The organism is Vibrio sp. SCSIO 43137 (genome assembly GCF_028201475.1).
Taxonomy (GTDB): Bacteria; Pseudomonadota; Gammaproteobacteria; order Enterobacterales; family Vibrionaceae; genus Vibrio.
The window spans coordinates 322,899-341,764 of sequence record NZ_CP116384.1 but is presented as its reverse complement, the minus strand read 5'-3'; the positions used below and the strand labels follow the sequence as shown (position 1 = coordinate 341,764).

17 protein-coding genes are annotated in these 18,866 nt (G+C 45.8%); 10 read left to right on the top strand and 7 right to left on the bottom strand.

Translation table 11 applies throughout. The features are described 5' to 3' along the window. Positions 1 to 47 precede the first annotated feature (47 nt). Positions 48 to 2,228, bottom strand: coding sequence for a 4-alpha-glucanotransferase (gene malQ, locus PK654_RS17320; RefSeq protein ID WP_271700274.1), 2,181 nt, complete (start codon positions 2,226 to 2,228; stop codon positions 48 to 50). Between the two features lie 148 nt (positions 2,229 to 2,376). Next, a complete protein-coding gene (locus PK654_RS17315) occupies positions 2,377 to 4,830 on the bottom strand; it encodes a glycogen/starch/alpha-glucan phosphorylase (protein ID WP_271700272.1) in 2,454 nt (817 codons plus the stop codon). 566 nt (positions 4,831 to 5,396) lie between these two features. On the opposite strand from PK654_RS17315, the gene malT reads away from it, so the two are divergent. The 5 genes from malT (at position 5,397) to PK654_RS17290 (ending at position 11,213) form a co-directional block, all read left to right on the top strand. Next, a complete protein-coding gene (malT, locus tag PK654_RS17310) occupies positions 5,397 to 8,105 on the top strand; it encodes an HTH-type transcriptional regulator MalT (RefSeq protein ID WP_271700270.1) in 2,709 nt (902 codons plus the stop codon). A gap of 523 nt (positions 8,106 to 8,628) precedes the next feature. After that, positions 8,629 to 9,543, top strand: coding sequence for a DUF368 domain-containing protein (locus PK654_RS17305; RefSeq protein WP_271700269.1), 915 nt, complete (start codon positions 8,629 to 8,631; stop codon positions 9,541 to 9,543). A 142-nt stretch (positions 9,544 to 9,685) separates the two neighbouring features. After that, a complete protein-coding gene (locus PK654_RS17300) occupies positions 9,686 to 10,123 on the top strand; it encodes a hypothetical protein (RefSeq protein WP_271700268.1) in 438 nt (145 codons plus the stop codon). Further along, the gene (locus PK654_RS17295) at positions 10,120 to 10,731 is read left to right on the top strand and encodes an SCO family protein (RefSeq protein WP_271700267.1); all 612 of its coding nucleotides are present in this window, start codon (positions 10,120 to 10,122) and stop codon (positions 10,729 to 10,731) included. Before PK654_RS17300 ends, PK654_RS17295 begins: the two co-directional genes overlap by 4 nt. A gap of 35 nt (positions 10,732 to 10,766) precedes the next feature. Continuing rightward, positions 10,767 to 11,213, top strand: coding sequence for a copper chaperone PCu(A)C (locus tag PK654_RS17290; RefSeq protein WP_271700266.1), 447 nt, complete (start codon positions 10,767 to 10,769; stop codon positions 11,211 to 11,213). 215 nt (positions 11,214 to 11,428) lie between these two features. Here the strand turns inward: PK654_RS17290 and PK654_RS17285 are convergent, their stop codons facing one another. Further along, positions 11,429 to 11,899: a L,D-transpeptidase family protein gene (locus PK654_RS17285; RefSeq protein ID WP_271700264.1), complete on the bottom strand. Its 471-nt coding sequence runs from the start codon at positions 11,897 to 11,899 to the stop codon at positions 11,429 to 11,431. Between the two features lie 451 nt (positions 11,900 to 12,350). Between PK654_RS17285 and PK654_RS17280 the strand changes: the two genes are divergently transcribed. After that, complete coding sequence (locus PK654_RS17280; RefSeq protein ID WP_271700262.1) at positions 12,351 to 12,728, top strand: hypothetical protein; 378 nt, start codon at positions 12,351 to 12,353, stop codon at positions 12,726 to 12,728. A 160-nt stretch (positions 12,729 to 12,888) separates the two neighbouring features. Here the strand turns inward: PK654_RS17280 and PK654_RS17275 are convergent, their stop codons facing one another. Continuing rightward, positions 12,889 to 13,746: a LysR family transcriptional regulator gene (locus tag PK654_RS17275; RefSeq protein ID WP_271700261.1), complete on the bottom strand. Its 858-nt coding sequence runs from the start codon at positions 13,744 to 13,746 to the stop codon at positions 12,889 to 12,891. 161 nt (positions 13,747 to 13,907) lie between these two features. Between PK654_RS17275 and PK654_RS17270 the strand changes: the two genes are divergently transcribed. The 3 genes from PK654_RS17270 to brnA all read left to right on the top strand — a co-directional run bounded on the left by PK654_RS17270 (position 13,908) and on the right by brnA (position 15,581). Next, positions 13,908 to 14,147, top strand: coding sequence for a hypothetical protein (locus PK654_RS17270; protein ID WP_271700259.1), 240 nt, complete (start codon positions 13,908 to 13,910; stop codon positions 14,145 to 14,147). Beyond that, a complete protein-coding gene (locus tag PK654_RS17265; RefSeq protein ID WP_271700257.1) occupies positions 14,137 to 14,775 on the top strand; it encodes an HAD family hydrolase in 639 nt (212 codons plus the stop codon). The genes PK654_RS17270 and PK654_RS17265 overlap by 11 nt, the downstream gene beginning before the upstream one ends. Positions 14,776 to 15,332: 557 nt before the next feature. Beyond that, on the top strand, positions 15,333 to 15,581 hold the full coding sequence (brnA, locus tag PK654_RS17260) for a type II toxin-antitoxin system BrnA family antitoxin (RefSeq protein WP_271700713.1): 249 nt from the start codon (positions 15,333 to 15,335) through the stop codon (positions 15,579 to 15,581). A 109-nt stretch (positions 15,582 to 15,690) separates the two neighbouring features. Here the strand turns inward: brnA and PK654_RS17255 are convergent, their stop codons facing one another. Further along, on the bottom strand, positions 15,691 to 16,302 hold the full coding sequence (locus PK654_RS17255) for a TetR/AcrR family transcriptional regulator (protein WP_271700255.1): 612 nt from the start codon (positions 16,300 to 16,302) through the stop codon (positions 15,691 to 15,693). Positions 16,303 to 16,445: 143 nt separating this feature from the next. Between PK654_RS17255 and PK654_RS17250 the strand changes: the two genes are divergently transcribed. Continuing rightward, positions 16,446 to 16,583 (top strand): entericidin EcnAB, encoded by a 138-nt coding sequence (locus PK654_RS17250; protein ID WP_271700254.1) that lies wholly within the window; start codon positions 16,446 to 16,448, stop codon positions 16,581 to 16,583. 109 nt (positions 16,584 to 16,692) lie between these two features. Here PK654_RS17250 and gnd read toward each other — a convergent pair whose 3' ends face one another. Next, a complete protein-coding gene (gnd, locus tag PK654_RS17245) occupies positions 16,693 to 18,141 on the bottom strand; it encodes a decarboxylating NADP(+)-dependent phosphogluconate dehydrogenase (RefSeq protein ID WP_271700253.1) in 1,449 nt (482 codons plus the stop codon). Beyond that, positions 18,141 to 18,866: a 6-phosphogluconolactonase gene (gene pgl / locus PK654_RS17240; RefSeq protein WP_271700252.1), complete on the bottom strand. Its 726-nt coding sequence runs from the start codon at positions 18,864 to 18,866 to the stop codon at positions 18,141 to 18,143. Before pgl ends, gnd begins: the two co-directional genes overlap by 1 nt.

Below are 18,866 nucleotides of genomic sequence, written 5' to 3'. Positions count from 1 at the left end.
ACCCGCCGGGGCGGGTATTTTACTGATTTATAAGTCAGTTACACTGCTCACTTACTGCTTGCTTGTCGGCGCACTTCTGTCAGACGCTTAGCAATGTGGTTTACCTCATCTCTGGCGAAAATATCATCCAGATTTACCGACAGCTTACGGCGCCAGTTCGGATACTCGTCAACGGTGCCCGGAATGTTGACCGGCTTGTCCATCTCCAGCCAGTCCTCAAGCTGAACACTCAACAGGGCAGATGATCCCGCAGCAAGATGAAGCTGCAGTGCTTCACTCAGGTAACGATCCATTGGCACCAGTGTAGCGTCCCTTCCTACACCATCCGGCAGGAAGCCATGCCACTCAACACTATTAAGGATCTCCTGCTTGCACTTAAGGCGGTCATCAAACAGCCCTTTCAGCTGCTCTTCATCAGGATATAGCCCTAATTCACTGCCGGTTTTCAAATCGTCACAGTGCCAGAAGCCACGCAGTGTCGGCATATCGTGAGTACAAAGGGCAGACATAGACTGCTCTGTGTAGTGTTTCGGCGAGTAGTAACCACCATCTTCTGCAGTTTCGAAGAAGAACACCTTGTAGGAGTGAACACCTGCATCGGCCAGAATTTCCACAATCTCATCAGGAACCGTACCAAGGTCTTCACCAATGACACTACACTGATAACGGTGAGATTCCAGCGCCAGAATCGCCAGCATATCTTCTACCGGATAGTAGATATACGCGCCGTCTTTAGCACCTTCACCCTGCGGAATCCACCACAGACGCAGCAGGCCCAGTACATGGTCAATTCGCAACGCACCGCAGTGCTTCATATTGGCGCGAAGCAGCTTAATGTAAGCATCGTAACCGGTCGCCTGAAGCACCTGCGGGTTTAGCGGAGGCAGACCCCAGTTCTGTCCCAGCGGCCCCAGAACATCCGGCGGCGCACCTATGCTGGCGTCCATAATCAGGTTGCCTTCATCTGCCCATGTTTCTGAGCCGGAGTTAGCAACACCTACCGCAAGGTCACGGTACAGGCCTACTGACATGCCTTTCTCTTCTGCCAGTGTCTGAGCTTCATTAATCTGTCCGTCCGCAATCCACTGCAAATACAGATACAGCTGAACATCATCTTTGTGCTCTTCAATAAAAGTCTTAACAGCCGGATTATGGAAATGACGATATTTCTCGGGGAACACCGGCCAGCCCCAGACAGAGGCGTCTTCAGCAAACAGTTTTCTATGTAGTGCATCGAATGTCGCCTGATGCATCAGGCTGTCTCCGCCCTGCTCAACAAAATCAAGGAAGGCTTTTGCCCTGTCGGTCATCTTATCCAGATGGCGGGTCTTAAACTCTTCAAACAACAGCGGCAGTACACTCATCTTAAGCTCTGACACTTCTGAGTAATTCACCCAATGGGCATCACGTACCTTATGTAAACGCTGCTGAAAATCACTGTTGCCGACAATCTGCTGTGCTTCTACACTCAGTACAAACTCAGGTACCGAGCTGACATCAATATAGAGAACATTCAGCCAGCGACGGGAAGACGGGCTGTAAGGGCTGGCACCTTCCGGGTTTGCAGGGAATAGTGAATGAATCGGGTTCAGGCCGACAAAATCACCACCACGGGAAGCAATTTCTGCAACCAACTGCTTCAGATCACCAAAGTCACCGATACCCCAGTTGTGCTGTGTACGCAGGGTATAAAGCTGCACACTCGGCCCCCACAGTTTGCCACCCTGCTCAAGCTTATCCTGCTTATAACAAGACGACGGAGTAACAATCAGTGTCATTTCGTAAGGTGTTTTACGGCGCTTACGGTTTACAATCAGCTTATGGTAGCCCCACTCCAGTTTTGGCAACTGGAATACCAGAGGACCACCATTTTCACGCTCATCCCTGACAATCTGCGACTGAAGGTAGCCCTCCAGAGTAGCGCCTTGTTCTGTTTCCAGTTTCCAGCTAAATTCACTTTCACGGGCACTGACACCCAGATTCAGCTCAATTTCGATCGGCTGTTCGCTGTCACGAACCACCAGAACCGGCGGCAAAACATCCGTCTTATGTTTCTTCTCTGCCGATTTAAGCAGCGCTTCATCGCTGCTGGTATCATAACCAAGAGAGCTTAGTAAGCGTCGAATCGTCTCCTCTCCAACACTGGCGGGTTCTCCCCATGCACTGACGTAGCTATCTGAAATTTTTGCCAGATCAGCGACCTGCTTTAATGCTGATTGTTGCTTCATTATTTTCTCCGGAGGTGCCATCCACCTTCCAAATTTATAGGGCTTTTGTTCGTGTTGACCAAATCTGGTCGCTCTCTTTTTTGTTATTTTCAAAAAGCGACCGGATTGAGTAAAGCCGGAACCTAAGTTCCGGCTTAAATCCACACTGTTAGCGTTTAACGGCTTCCAGCTTCCAGATGTTATTGACATAATCTCTGATAGAGCGGTCGGAGCTGAACTTACCGACCAGTGCCGTGTTAAGAATCGCTTTACGCGCCCAGCCAGACTGGTCACGGTATTGCTGATCCATCGCTTCGTGTGCTTTCACATAAGAGGCGAAATCGGCCAGACAGAGATACGGGTCACCGCCGTCAAGCAAGCTGTCGTATACAGCGCGTAGTTTGCCCGGCTCACCCGGAGTAAACTCATCACCAAGCAACAAGTCCATGGACGCTTTCAGCAGATGATCGGCGTTATAGTAATCAAACGGGTTGTAGCCACGTGCTCTAAGCGCTTCGACACCTTCTACTTCAAGACCGAAGATATAGATGTTTTCATCACCCACTTCTTCACGGATCTCAACGTTAGCACCATCCATAGTACCTATGGTCAGGGCACCGTTCAGAGCCATCTTCATATTACCGGTACCTGATGCTTCTTTACCTGCCGTAGAGATCTGCTCAGAAACGTCCGCTGCCGGAATAATGATTTCTGCCATACTGACGCGGTAGTCAGGGATAAACACCACTTTTAGTTTGTGGTTTACGCGGTTGTCGCTGTTGATCTTCTCTGCAACCTTGTTAGTTGCGTAGATGATCTCTTTGGCAAGGTGATAACCCGGTGCCGCCTTAGCAGCAAAGAACACAACGCGGGGCGCCATATCAAATGACGGGTCAGTCAGCAGGCGGTGATACAGAGACAAAATGTGCAGCAGGTTCAGGTGCTGACGCTTGTACTCGTGCAGACGCTTAATCTGAACATCAAAGATAGCATCGGTATTCAGTTCAATACCCATGTTGTCCTGAACCCATTCAGCAAGACGTACCTTGTTGGCTTTCTTAACTGCCATGTACTCTTGCTGGAATTTCTCATCGTCAGCATATTTAGCGATATCCGTCAGCTTATCCAGATCAGCCGGCCACTTGTCGCCGATCTTATCGGTAATCAGCTGAGAGAGACCCGGGTTACAGAACTTCAGCCAGCGGCGCGGTGTTACACCGTTAGTCACGTTTTGCAGTTTGTTCGGATACAGCTCGTTAAACTCAGGGAACAGGTCGCGTTTAACCAGCTCGGAGTGAAGTGCCGCCACACCGTTTACCGCATATGAACCCACCACACACAAGTTAGCCATACGCACCATACGGTGGAAACCTTCCTGAATAATTGACAGCTTACGTTGCTTATCAACATCACCCGGCCATTTAGCACGAACTTCCTGCATAAACAGGTGGTTGATATGGTAGATGATCTCCATATGACGCGGCAGCAGACGCTGGATCAGTGACTCACTCCATGTCTCTAGTGCTTCAGGAAGCAGGGTGTGGTTGGTATAAGCGAATGTCTTGCAGCAAAGTGCCCATGCATCATCCCAATGCCACTCCTTCTCATCCACCAGCACACGCATCAGCTCAGGAATGGCGATAGTCGGGTGAGTATCATTCAGTTGAATAGTTTCGTACTTAGCCAAATCTTCCAGCTTATGGCCTGCTTCTTCATGACGACGCAGAATATCGGCAATAGAGGCGGCACTGTGGAAATACTGTTGCATCAGACGAAGGGTCTTGCCTTTCTCATGGTTGTCGTTCGGATAAAGTACTTTAGTAATGTTACCGGCATCAATCAGCGAGTGCTGTGCTTCAAAGTAATCACCGTTGTTAAAGCTTTCCAGTGAGAATGGCGCAATCGCCTGACATTCCCACAAGCGTAGCGGATAAACCGTATTGCTTTCATAGCCGACAATCGGCATATCCCAAGGCATGGCTTTTACGCTCATACCCGGAACCCAACGGCGCTTCTCTTTGCCATCTTCATGAACCACTTCAACGTGGCCATAAAAACCAATGGTCTGAGCGAGATTAGGGCGGGCAACTTCCCACGGATAACCTTCTACACCACGCCATGCGTCCGGTGCTTCTTTCTGATGACACTGATCAAAAGACTGTTTAAACAGGCCATATTCATAATGAAGGCCATAACCTACTGTCGGAAACTCTTGTGCTGCACACGAATCCATAAAGCAGGCAGCAAGACGGCCAAGACCACCGTTACCCAATGATGGATCGCGCTCTTCTTCAAGCAGATCGGTCAGGCTCTGGCCCAACTCTTTCATAGCACCGTCAATCTGCTCGTATAGCCCCATACTGATCAGGTTGTTACCTGTCAGGCGGCCAATCAAAAACTCAAGAGAAAGGTAGTTGACGCTTTTTGCATTTTTAATGGCTGCGTCATTTTCTGTCTCAAGAAGATCAAAGGTGGTGAACTCTGCCAACGCGCGTCCCATTGCCAGATACCATGCTCTCGGACTTGCTGTCTCTACGGTTGTTGCGTAGGTCGCGGTCAGGTGCATCTTTACATCTGCCTGGAACTGCGCTTTATCAAACTTCTTTTGTTGACTCGGTTTCATAGTGAAATCTCATAACTGTTTCGAATTATCTACGGCATATCCTGCATCCGGACGAAAAGCAGAACATCCTCCTAACTAAAGGGAGTAGTAGGATGAGTCCCTAGGGCGTAGACCCTCCTCTCCCGCACACAAGGTGATCAAGAGCACATAAGTACCTCTCTCACCCCATCTCTTAACGACTTAGATCACATAAAACTTTTATTCACCGGCTGAATTCACAATAGGATGAAAATTTAGAAATCAGAATGCATCTACCAAAACACAGTGCTCATCACATATTTATTCTAAGTAACGGTTTTGAAGGTCAGTGCACCTCTGCTTTTCCGTCCACAGCTGACGTTATTCAGCCTACGAATCTTTCGTTTCATATCCATTAATATGTACAGCTATCGGTTAATTTCCATCCCACGAAGGCATTAATTGTGACGAACAACACAAAACAAGGGCGTAGATAGCCATAACTATGCGGCAGATCATACATATCAGAGCTAGATCATTTTTTGTAGAGATTGGCTTAACGTAGGATTAAGCTTGATTCGTACACTCAGTAGCAAAGCAAGATATTTATGTGGATTCCATCTAAGTTAACCCGTCCCGGCAGACTGCATAACGCCATTGTCAGACCAAGAGTACTTGACCTGTTACAACAGGCTCCCTGTTACAAGCTGGTGCTTTTCCGCTCGCCTGCCGGCTATGGTAAAACCACCATGGCAGCTCAGTGGCTGTCAGAGAAAAGCAATGTTGGCTGGTACAGCATTGACGACAGTGATAACGATAGCTTCCGCTTTGTTAACTACTTTATTCAGGCCATTAACCGCGGCACAGACAATCAATGCCCGAATGCCCAGACACTGGCGGAAAGACGCCAGTTCTCCTCTTTAAAAAGCCTGTTCGGCGAACTGTTCTCTGAACTGGCTGACTACTATAATGAGTGCTATGTCGTTCTGGATGACTACCACCTGATTGCTGACGATGAAATTCATGAAGCGATGCGCTTTTTCTTAAAGCATATGCCGGACAATATTACCCTTGTGGTCACCAGCCGTTCTAATCCGCCGTTGGGTACCGCTAACCTGCGGGTCAGGGATTTGATGATTGAGATAGGCAACGACTTACTTGCGTTTGATACCGAAGAAACCACCCGCTTTTTCAATCAGCGTGTTTCTGAAGGGGTCGACAACACAACAGCCGACAACCTGCGTGCCTATGTTGAAGGCTGGCCGTCTGCCCTGCAGTTAATTGCCTTACAGGCACAACACCAGAAACGCACTCTGGCTCAGTCAGCCGAATCCGTCTCTCAGTTTAACAATGCTCATTTATGGGATTATCTGGTTGAGGAGGTGTTTGATCTGTTGGATCAGGAAACCCGGCATTTCCTGATGCAGTGTTCTGTTCTGGAAACCTTTAACGATAAGCTGGTTAGTGAGCTGACAAACCGCGACGATGCCCTGAATATGATTGAGTCGCTCAACCGGTTCGGCCTGTTTATTTACCGGTTGGAAGGGGAACAGAACTGGTATCGCTTCCATCATCTGTTCGGTGAATTTCTCGCCCATGAACGAAAGGCACGTATTCCTCAGGAAGAGATACAGCTGCACAGAAACGCCGCTAAAGCATGGCTGAATACTGATATCGCCCATCAGGCACTCTCCCATGCCCGCCAGTCGCAAGACGGCGATTTAGTTGCTCAGATTCTGGCTGATCATGGCTGGCGTATGTTTAATCAGGGTGAGCTCAGGGTGATGGAAGATGCCATGAGTCAGCTTTCGGACGATCAACTCTACAGTGAAATGAAACTGCCCCTGCTACAGGCATGGCTGGCGCAAAGCCAGCATAAATACAACCTGGTAGAGGGAATGTTGGCGGAGTCCGAACAACAGATGGTGAAAAGAGATATAGAGATCACCACTGGAGAGAAGGGACAAATCAATGCCCTGCGCGCTCAGGTTGCCATTAACCGCAATGACCCTGAAGCCGCTCTTGAACTTGCCGAGCTATCACTTAGTCAGCTAGATACCACCATTTACCGCAGCAGGATTGTTGCTACATCCATTATGGGTGAAGTCAGCCATGTAAATGGTGAGTTGGATCGCGCCCTCTCCCTGATGCAGCAGACAGAAAAACTAGCCAGACAGCATCAGCTTTACCATCAGGCACTTTGGGCACTATTGCAGCAAAGCGAAATACTGATCGCACAAGGGTTTGTACAAGCCGCGTATGAGATTCAGGACAGCGCCTTTAAGCTGATCGAAGAGCAAAAGCTGCAACAACTGCCGCTGCATGAATTTCTGTTGCGGTTACGCTCTCAGGTGCTCTGGTGCTGGAACCGCCTTGATGAAGCAGAAGAGTGCGCCTATAAAGGCATTGATGTTCTGGGCAAGCATGATGAAAGTAAACACCTGCACTGCTACTCGCTGCTGGCACGTATTGCCATCGGCCGTGGTGAACTGGATAAAGCAGGTAAGTTTATTGAGCAGATACAGCACCTGCTACAGCAATCAAATTATCACCTCGACTGGAAGGCAAACGCCTCCCTGTCATTATTGCTGTTCTGGCAGGCCAAAGGTGATACTGACTCTATTCAACGCTGGCTGGATCAAGCAGTGAAGCCCTCTTCTGCAAGGAACCATTTCTACCAGCTACAATGGCGTAATATAGCCCGTGCGCAAACCTATACAGGACAATTCCAACAGGCTGAAGAAAGCCTTGCGTTTTTGCAGCAACAAGCTGAGGGTTGCCATCTGGTGACGGATATAAACCGTAACTTAATTATTGAAGCGACTCTTCAGGTTAAACAAGGTAATGAAGCTCTGGCTAACGACAAGCTGAAGCAGGCGTTAAGCCTGACCAACCAGACCGGTATAATCGGCGACTTTCTGATTGACGGCAGCAGTCTTGATCATCTGCTACAGAAACTCAGTAGCTATACCAGCCTCGGCGATCTGGAGAAGCACCGCGCCCAGCAACTGATTAAAGATATCTCCAGCAAGCAACGTAGCCGCTCCGTGCACTTTGACGAAGAGTTTGTTGATAAGCTAGTAAATCTGCCTAATGTTCCTGAACTGGTGCGTACCAGTCCTCTTACCCAACGTGAATGGCAGGTGCTGGGGCTAATCTATTCAGGCTTTAGCAATGAGCAAATTGCACAAGAACTGGATGTGGCCGGTACTACCATAAAAACTCATATCCGCAACCTGTATCAAAAGCTTAATATTGCTAACCGAAAAGAGGCAATCACCACGGCGGAGAATCTACTAAGCCTGATGGGGTATTAACTCAACAACTAACATGAGTCCGGATTAAACACGAGTCACCAAAGCCGGTCAGCAAAACTGACTGGCTTTTTGATATGCAGATGCTGAACGTAACTCTAACTTACCCGGCTTAAGAGCTAGAATTACAGGAAAAGTCACTGAAAAGTTTTCTTTGGACAAAAAAAGAGCCAATCGCAATAATTGCAATTGGCTTATAGATAGTGTGAACAATAAATATTCACTAACAACGTCAGTTGGCTAGGTGACCCTCGGCTTTAAGAAGGGTCGCTAGTATTAAAGCACAATGCGTGCCAACTTGAAAGAAATATATATTCTCGCTTTTTAGGGTCTTTTTTGCACAAAAGTACAACTTTTCCATCTGGCAATTGCATTTTGCAAATGCAAATTGCAAACACCATGCAAAAAGCTATGACATTAATTGCACTAAACCTTATTGATAAGCATGCTAATTTGCCCGTTTTTATATTTATTTGACCTGTTTTTTGTATAATTCCCCTTCCTGAACAATCACACAGATACGTTAATGAACTATTTGACCACTTTCCTTAAAGGAATCGCTATGGGAGCCGCAGATGTGGTACCGGGCGTTTCCGGCGGCACTATCGCTTTTATTACCGGCGTATACGACACCCTGCTAGAGAGCATCAGGCGGGTAAACCCAAGCCTGATAAAGGTTATCCGTGAACAAGGTATAAAAGCCGCCTTTAATCATATTAACGGTCTGTTTCTGATCGCCCTGTTTGGCGGAGTCATCTCCAGCATACTGACGCTGGCAAAACTGATTTCATGGCTGCTGGTGACTCACCCCATTCCGCTCTGGTCATTTTTCTTCGGCCTGATACTGGTTTCTGTCTATCACGTTGTCAGGCAGGTAGATGAAAAAGACGTTACCAGATTCATCTGTACTGTTATCGGTATTGCCTTTGCCTACGCCATTACCGTGCTTAAACCGCTGGAGATGGATCCAACCAATTTCAATATCGTCGCAGCCGGTTCTATTGCTATCTGCGCTATGATTCTTCCCGGTATTTCCGGCAGCTTTATTCTGCTGCTGCTGGGTATGTATGGCCCCATTCTTGCGGCGGCCAAATCATTGCAAATCGATGTGCTATTGCTGTTTGTAACCGGCTGTGTGATAGGTCTTCTCAGCTTTTCTCATCTGCTTTCATGGCTGCTTAAAAAACACCGCAGCTCCACCCTGATGTTTCTTACCGGACTGATGATTGGAACACTGCCAAAAATCTGGCCGTGGAAAGAGACAATAAGCTGGAGAATCAACTCTAAAGGTGAGCAGGTTCCTCTGCTGCAGGAAAACATCTCTCCATTTGAGTATGAAACTCTGTTTTCTCAGCCAAATCAGTTGCTACTTGCCGTTGTGATGATGTTTGTCGCGATTGGCGCAGTGCTGTTGCTAGAACGAGTTGCAGATAAAGACTAATAGTTTTCTTGTCAGATATTTAAGCCAGCAATATGTTTGCTGGCTTTTTTATTTGTAAAATTTTACAGTCATCGATCTCCATCACATCTCAGCATTGAATTCGTGTTAACATTTTAACTTATTGATAACCTTTCGCCCTGTTATGAAATTATTACAAATTGCACTTTTATGTGTGGCCATTGCGGCCGGATTCTTTGCCCAGGATCTGCTTCAGACAGCTAAACCGGCGGATACTAGTACGACTTCTGAGTTTGATAAAGAGAAGTACTGTTTCTTGTCTACCAGCGAATGTCAGCAAGCGGAAGTCAGTATGTTGCTAGACCGTGACGTAGCAAAACCTTTGACTGAAAGCCTGATTACCATTAAATGGGATAATGCTGAAAACGATACTCTCTCCCTGAATCTCAATGCTCTTGAGATGGATATGGGCACGGTAAAATATCAACTGAAAAAGCAACAAGATGGACTGTTTACCGCGAAAATTATGCTTCCGGTCTGTGTTCAGGACAAGATGACCTGGCTTGGCGATTTATCAGACGGAACTACCACAGTGCACCCGGCAATTAGGATGGAAAGATGAGTAAAAATTGGTCACTGGCACTGGCTGTCGCCTTTGTTCTCGGCTACGGCCTGAAAGTGTATATGGACAGCCAGTCAGAAATAGAAGCACAAAAGCAGCAACAAGCTTCCGAGCAGATCGCTAAAAACCCGACCTTCACAGGAAAAGAGAACCAATCGGTAGAGATTTTCGATACCAGCGACGACAGAGTTCGTGTGGTTTACTTTGGTTATACCCGTTGCCCTGATGTCTGCCCGACTTCTCTGGCAATGCTTTCCGGCGCGTTAAGAGAGTTCGAAGAAGATCAGTTAACGGCTTTACGCCCTATGTTTATCTCCATTGACCCGGAAAGAGATGAACCGGACGCGGCTCATACCTACGCCCAGTATTTTCACCCATCTATTGAAGGCTTATCCGCCCCGCTTGAGATCACCAAACCAGTGGCAGATCGCTATGGTGTGATTTTCAGAAAAACGGAATTGGAAGATTCCGCTATGGGTTATGTGGTCGATCACAGCTCTTACTTCTACTTCCTACAGCCGGACGGAACTCTGATTACCAAAGTACCTCATACCCTTGACCCTGAACCTATCGTTCAGGCGATAAAGACCACACTGAATATTAAATAACAATAGCAACGGAACAGCCCGAAAAAGGAACAAACATGAAACAACTGCTACTTCTAATCACCTTAGCCCTGACCAGCACCTTTGCCTCTGCCGGCGGCGATTTGATGATGCACAATCCATACGCCCGTGCAACGCCGCCAAATGCTCCGGCCAGTGCCGTGTTTTTAACCATAATGAACCACAGTGATAAAGAGCGCACTCTTGTCTCTGCTTCAACACCTGCGGCTGGTAAAGTTGAACTGCACGACCATATTATGGAAGGCGACGTAATGAAAATGCGTCAGGTTAAGAGCATTGTGATTCCTGCTAACAGCAAGGTTGTACTTAAGCCGGGCAGCCTGCACATTATGATGTTTGAACTAAAGCACAACTTTACCGAGGGCAGTGAAATTGAAGTAACCGCAAACTTTGCTGACGGTGAAAGCATCACGTTTAAAGCGCCGGTGAAGAAAGTAATGGCCGGTATGAAGATGAAGCACTGATAAGTGCAGTCACACTAACTGATTTATAAAGGCTGACAGGAGAAGTTCTGTCAGCTTTTTTCTTTTATATAAGAGCGACATCCGGCTCCTTCCATCGTTCCTCACGCTCCAGCGTGGGTATGTATACCAGAGTTAGACAGACATAAGAATCCACTTAAGGCTTAACGCAATTAGAGAGCCTCCTAAGCAGGAAAAAGTAACACTTACCGCAACAACTACCACTCTATAACGATGGTTGTACCCACATCCACCAAACTTAAAAACTCGTCCATTTCTTTATTGGTTATGGCAATACAGCCATCTGTCCAGTCCATTGTTTGTGTAAAGGAGGACAACCAGCCAAAACCATTTTTTTGCCCATGTACCATAATAAAACCACCCGGACTAACCCCCTTTGACTCTGCGTGAAGCTTATCCGTCTGGTTAGGGTAACTAATATGCATTGATCTGTAGTATGAGGACTCTTCGTTGATGTAATCCAGAATGTACTCACCTTCCGGTGTTTTTTGATCACCTTCCTGCTCTTTATGCCCTTGAGGATTCCCCCCTAAGGAGATTGAGTACTCTTTTAAAGTCGCTCCGTTCTCAATTAAGTACATTTTTCGTTCAGATTTATCCACTTTAACCAAATCTACAGCGGAATAAGCCATAGACGGTACAAGCAGAATAAGCAGCAAGGCTCTCATACTCACTCCTCAAGAGTTAATAATTAAATATCGTGCGTGGACGAGCTTATCCATTGAGCATAGTTAAAGATAGTCTTTCCGCTATAGAGGTTTCTCTCCCTTCGGGGAGCGAATACCTGCTTCGTCTTAAGCGAAAAGCAGGCAGTAGGAAACACTACCGGCTAGTTGTGATGCTCTTGCGTTGCATACCAGACTTTGGCTGGCTATAGAACTGGATTAAAGCTTGAAATACACTTTCCACTATAGGTGGTTTCGCAAAGGCGGTAATATGACCGTCAATATCTTTGCAATATCCCACCATATGTCCCCAATCCCTTTTCTGAACCGTTATGTCCTAATTCCGCATACTATTTTATGACTTCAGTTTGCTAAGCACACCAACCTTGTAAACGAGACAGTTACCACGTAAGATTCTAATTTTATTAATAATATCAAGCTAAACCTGAGATTTATGATGAAGTCACTTAAATTCACATCAATGCTTATTATTTGTATTTTATTAAGTGGTTGTGCTGCTGGTTCACGCGGGTGGGACTCTAATAAATATGAGGGAAAATATTGGTCTGTCAGTAAAACATCAAGCGATGAATACTCTGGATATAAAAAAATCCTGCAGGACATGAATCACTCTGAGAGATTCAGTAAGTTTATACAAAATTACGGCCTTCCCGATTACATTTACCCAATCGGTCTTTGGAGAGTTGAACTAATATACTTTGAGTTAAAAAGAGTATATATGTGGGACACCCATAGAGGTTCAGAGGGCGGCCTTATCGAAAGTTATGATCTATCGGAAAAGAGAATATCAATTGATATGCGAGAACATTAAAAAAGAAAATAGAACAGTTAAATTCAAAGACTGTTTATCCCAATTTTGTTTAACTGCCTTGTTTTGAGGTTCATAATATAGCAAGCTCAGTTTTGTCACACCTGAGCCTTTCACTAAGAATGAAAACCTAAATGGCTTACTCAGCCTACGGCCATAGAGATTAAGAACACACTAACTGTACAAAATAATCCCGCACTGGGTTTTCTATTTCAGGGTTCCAGATCATCCCCACTTGCCAGTGAGTATTCAGATCATCCAATGGTATATATCTGACCTTTTCGCTACCTAGATATTGAGTGCTTTTCGGCACAATGGAATAGCCCAGATTTGCTGAGATCATGGTATACAGAGTAAGAATATCATTGGCTTCACGCTCAACCGCTAGTTGACGATTGGTCTCATTCAGATATCTATCCACTAAGTTCGAGTAACCAAGACCGCGGGCAGGATTTAACCGCATATAACTGGTGTCAGTTAAGTTTTTAAAAGGATCGTTATCCAACTCAACAGAATGATGCACCGCAAGCACTAGCTCATCATTAGTCACAACCTTGGATTCAAGTTCTCCGGCTATAGCTAAACGGCTAAAGCTGATATCAAGCTCACCTGACAAAAGCATTTCTCTTTGCAACTGAGATGGGATGTCGTCCAGAGAAATATGTATCTCCGGATTGGCATTGGTAAATTCGGCAATAATATCTGTTGCTACATCGTAGCTGGATATGCCAAATCCAATCTTCAGAAAGCCTGTTTTACCGGCCACTGCCTTTTTGGTCAGCTTAGAGAATGTATCAAAGTTATCAACTAATCTTCTTGCTTCAGGTAGCAATACAGCTCCTAGTGGAGTAAGGCTTGCCCCGCCCCTTCCCCTGTCAAATAGCTTTGCACCAATCATATGTTCTAAACGCTGAATCTTCTTAGTCAGTGCTGACTGTGTAATGTAAAGATGCTCTGAGGCTGCTCCATAGTGCTTTCTCAGTGCAAGCTCACAGAAAGCTCTCAGCAGATCTATTTCCATTCCAAGTACTCATCGTAGATTGAATATCTTTCATTATAAGGAATAAAAAGAAAGTACTAAAGTGACTTCATATCTGAGGTTAAAGAATAGCCATAGGTAACGACAGATTAGTAGTCTGTCCCAATAACAACAATAACACCAGTTCAGAATAGGAGTTACAAATGAATAAATCACTATTTGCCTTTATCAACTGCAACGGCCAAATTATCGCTCAGAATATTGACCATGAAGAAGCAGGGGTGGTGGTACAAAGCCTGCTAAAACAAAAAGCGGTAATACTTCCTGTTACATGTAATGCGGCAAACTCAAGTGAAGCCCTTGAAATATTTAATGACAGAGTTCAAGACAATTTACATATGTTGGATGTGTTCGGGAAAAAGGAATCCACCCATGTTAATTGACTATAAAGCGGTAATTTTCGATATGGATGGGACTCTAATTGATTCCAGAAATACCATCGAAAAAGCGTGGCTAAATGCCGCTAAAACGGTTGGGGTAAGTATTCCGGCTAAAGACATTGAGCCGCATATACATGGCCGAAGCGGAAGCTATACGCTCGATTATTTTTTTAAAGACCTATCAGAAGAGGAAAAAACTGATATAAAAAAGCTGGTTGATGACTATGAAGAAACCGCTGACACACCAATGATAAATGGTGCAAAAGAGCTACTTCAGAAACTGAAATCTAATAGCATAAAAGTTGGCTTGGTAACCGGAAGTTGGCCTGCCCGTGTCCAATATATTTTCAACCTTCACGGACTACACCATTATTTCGACATAGTTATAAGCCGCGAGGACGTCACCGAAGGAAAACCAAATCCGGAAGGTTTTGAAAAATGCGCAAAACTTCTGAATACAAGCGCAAGTGAATGTTTGATCTATGAAGACTCTCTAAGCGGTTTACTTGCGGCAAAGGCGTTTGGGGCAAAATGCATTTTGGTTGGTAACAACAAATTACCCTCAGATATAGAAGCAGATGGAGCTATACCAGACTTTAAATCGGTTAACGTAAAATGCGAAGTGGTTTAATTGCTAGCGGTTATTCCGAACTTAGCGTTGTAGTCGAAAGCAATCCGTTAGCCATCCGCATTGACAATACAGGGCTATAAGTTACCACTATCTGGGGTATACGATTCACAACTCTGTCAGTAAATATACGCTCAGGTATACACTCCAACGCACAGCATTGGAGCGAGTTCTTGCTAGCTCTAATAGTTTTGTCGTGTTTGAGCCTTTCACCAGAAAGGCGAGTTACAAAACGGTGGTGAATAAGCCTATAACGACAAAGAAAACCACGGCTCTTTTGGTGACTTTTGCAGCCGCAGGCAAAAGTTACTCGCCCGGGCAGGGGCGAAACTAAAAGGTCGGAAAGAAGAACAGGCTTAACCAACGTCCGACAGTAATTTTGAGATCTGGTATACACTCCCACGTGCAACATGGGAGCGATCACCAATTAATCTGCCTGTATTTCATGTTTCACCACTAGAGCAAAAATCTGAGCTGAATTGATATACGAGTAATAATGGTATAGATTTTACTCATGGTTACATTTGAATTCGACAAGAGAAAAAGCAAATCGAACAGATATGAAAGCGCATGATTTTGATAAAAAATTTGAAAGTGATACTGATGTAATTGATGATTTGGACCTTTCTAAAGCTAAGCGCCCGATGCAAAAACAGAAGCGTGTCAATGTTGATCTCCCTATGTGGATGCTGGAGTCGTTAGATCAGGAAGCTAACCGAATCGGCGTTACACGACAGTCAATTATTAAAATTTGGCTTGCGGAACGGCTTGAAACTGTTGCTCGTCACCACAACTCAACCAATCCGTGATTTTAGCTGTACTAATAGAACACTTTTAAGCATCTTAGAAACTATTGAGCATGAATATTCTTGAGAACTGGACAACTGAGCCGACAGTGCATTGAATAGTCCGTATAACTTATTTCTTCTGTTCTGATACTTCAAGCAGATGATCAATCACCCTGAACACCACTTGCAAACTTGCCTTAGGCTCAAATGATTTTTTGGTCGCTGCGAGGGAGAGTAAACCTTCCATCATCAGATTAAAGCTGCTAAAAACGTCTTCCACATCGACTTGTGTCGGCAGATCGTATTTTTCCTTTATGGAACGGGTTACGCTCTGACGGATGAACTCTGTGGTTTGATCAAACTGCTGCTGTAAGGCATCACTCTCTGACATCTCTAAACAGACATAGTACATACGGAAAAAGCGAATCATCTCGTCCAGTGTAGATGTAAGTAGATTTTTGATTTCCGTCAGGGGATCGTCCGCAACCGAGACTCGCTCAAAGTCGGCGGTTATTTTCTGGTCAAAATCGAGAAATATAGCGTTAAAGATCTCTTCTTTACAGGAAAAATAGTGATAAATCGCGCCTTTAGAAAGGCCGGTGGATGCCACAATTTCTTTCATAGTGGTATTGTGGTAGCCCTTGTTGAGAAATACCTCCATCGAACAGCTTAAAATTTGTTCCCGTCTCTCCTGCTCTGATTTATGTTTGGTTCCCTGCTTTTTCTTCACTACTTCGCTCATATCTTTTTGCTTTAACGCTCAACAATAAACTCTTGTTTTGGCACACTAGAAGGTTCTCGATCATAAGTAAAGTGGAATATAAACTCTTTAGCTTTTGCGCAGTTTTGTTATAGTCATCAGATAGCTTAGACGGAGGTAAATAAATGAGAGCTGCATTAATTTTAACCACACTTGCCCTGTTCATTGGTGGTTGTTCAAACACATGGGAAGGTGTTAAAGAAGATTCTAGTCAGGTCTGGCAAGACACTAAAAAAGCGGTGCATGACGCCACGGCTGAATAACAAATCATTACCTGAATAAATAACGGCCACCATGGTTAATATGGTGGCCGTTTTCTTTTGTCTGAAAGACTCCCTCTGGTGAGAGAGCTTTCAAAATCAGCGCAGCAAGTTAAACATCATAAGTAGTTGATGCTGTATCGCCGCCGGTGCCTGTCCAGTTGGTATGGAAGAACTGACCCTTTGGCTGGTCAACACGCTCATAAGTATGGGCACCAAAGTAATCACGCTGTGCCTGAAGCATATTTGCCGGAAGGCGGGCGGTAGTATAACCATCAAGGAAAGTGAGTGCCGATGTCATGGTAGGCATAGGCAAACCGATCTCCAGTGACTTAGCCGCAACTTTACGCCATGCCGATAGGCTGCGTTGCAGAATATCTTTAAAGTAAGCATCCGAACCAAGGAACTTGATATCCGGGTTAGTCTCATAAGCATCACGGATATTGCCAAGGAAAGCACTGCGGATAATACAGCCTCCGCGCCACATTAGTGCCACGCTACCGTAGTTCAGTGACCAGTCATACTCTTCTGACGCTTCACGGATCAGCATAAAGCCCTGTGCATAAGAGATAATTTTTGAAGCCAATAGTGCCTGACGAAGGGCATCTACCCACTCTTTCTTATCACCCTCCACCGGCTGAATGGTTTTAGCAAACTCAGCTTCTGCGGCTACGCGTTGATCTTTCAGTGCTGACAGGCAACGGGCAAAAACAGACTCAGTGATCAGAGTAAGAGGAATACCTAAGTCCAGTGCATTAATGCCCGTCCATTTACCGGTACCCTTCTGACCGGCGGTATCAAGAATCTTCTCAACCAGCGGCTCGCCGTCTTCGTCTTTATAGCCAAGGATATCCGTCGTAATATCAACCAGATAACTGTCCAGCTCTGTGCTCTTCCACTCTTCAAAGATGGCTTGCATCTCATCGTGTGACAGCCCCAGACCTTCTTTCATAAAGTGGTAGGCTTCGCTGATAAGCTGCATATCACCATATTCAATACCGTTGTGAACCATCTTAACAAAGTGGCCTGAACCATCTTTACCAACCCAGTCACAGCAAGCTTCACCACTGTCAGTCTTGGCGGAAATGGCCTGAAAGATCGGTTTCACATGTGGCCATGCCTCAGGAGCACCACCCGGCATAATAGAAGGGCCGAAACGCGCACCCTCTTCACCGCCGGATACACCGCTGCCTACATAGTGAATGCCCTGCTCTTTCAGCGCAGCAACACGACGGTTGGTATCAGGGTAGTTTGAGTTACCGCCATCAATAATAATGTCGCCTTTGTCCAGCAGAGGAACCAGCGCATCAATAAAGGAGTCAACCACTTCACCGGCACGAACCATCAGCATCACTTTACGCGGGCTTTCCAGTTTCGCCACCAGATCTTCCAGCGACTCTGCACCGATAATATTGGTTCCCTTTGCAGCGCCCTGCAGAAACTCCTCAACCTTGGATACGGTACGGTTATAAGCAACGACTTTAAATCCGTTGTCGTTCATATTAAGGATCAGGTTCTGACCCATTACCGCTAAACCAATTACACCAATATCGCCTTTCATTATTTCTCTCCTTTAACAAGCAAGCTTGCTGCCTGTGCATCCACAAACCATTCGGTCTGGCCGTGGAGTGATTTAATCTTTGCAGCCGGATAAGGCAGTTGCTCTGCCGGCTGTTGTTGAATTTGCTTTAGTACTTCCGCTTTACTGTCACCCAGCACCAGATAAGTGATGCGTTTTGCGTTTTGCAGCAGACGGGCAGACTTAGACACCCGTAACTGACCGCTTTCAGGGTGCGCTGCCACCAATGCAATAGCTGGCTCATCATAGTTGGTCTGGTTAGGGAACAGCGAAGCTGTATGCCCGTCTGTACCCATGCCCAGCATAATCCAGTCAAAGGCAGGTAATCCGTTTTCTGCCGGAATTAGCTGCTGCATCTCATCAGCAAATCTTTTTGCTTCCGGTTCTGGTGAGTTCTCGCCGAGAATACGGTGAATGTTCTTCTGTGGAATATCGATATGCTTAAACAGCAACTCATTGGCTTCACCAAAGTTGCTTTCTGCATCTGTTGGTTCAACACAACGCTCATCCCCCCACCAGAAGTGCAGATTAGCCCAGTTTATTTTTTGCTTATAAGGCGCTTGCGCCAAAGTGCGGAACAGCAGTTTAGGCGAGCGGCCACCGGAAAGTGAAATATGAGTCTCTCTTTCCTGCTCGCTCAGTGCCAGCATATCTTCAGCCAGAGCAGTAACCACCTGCTCTGGTGTTTGAAATATCTGATAGTTCAT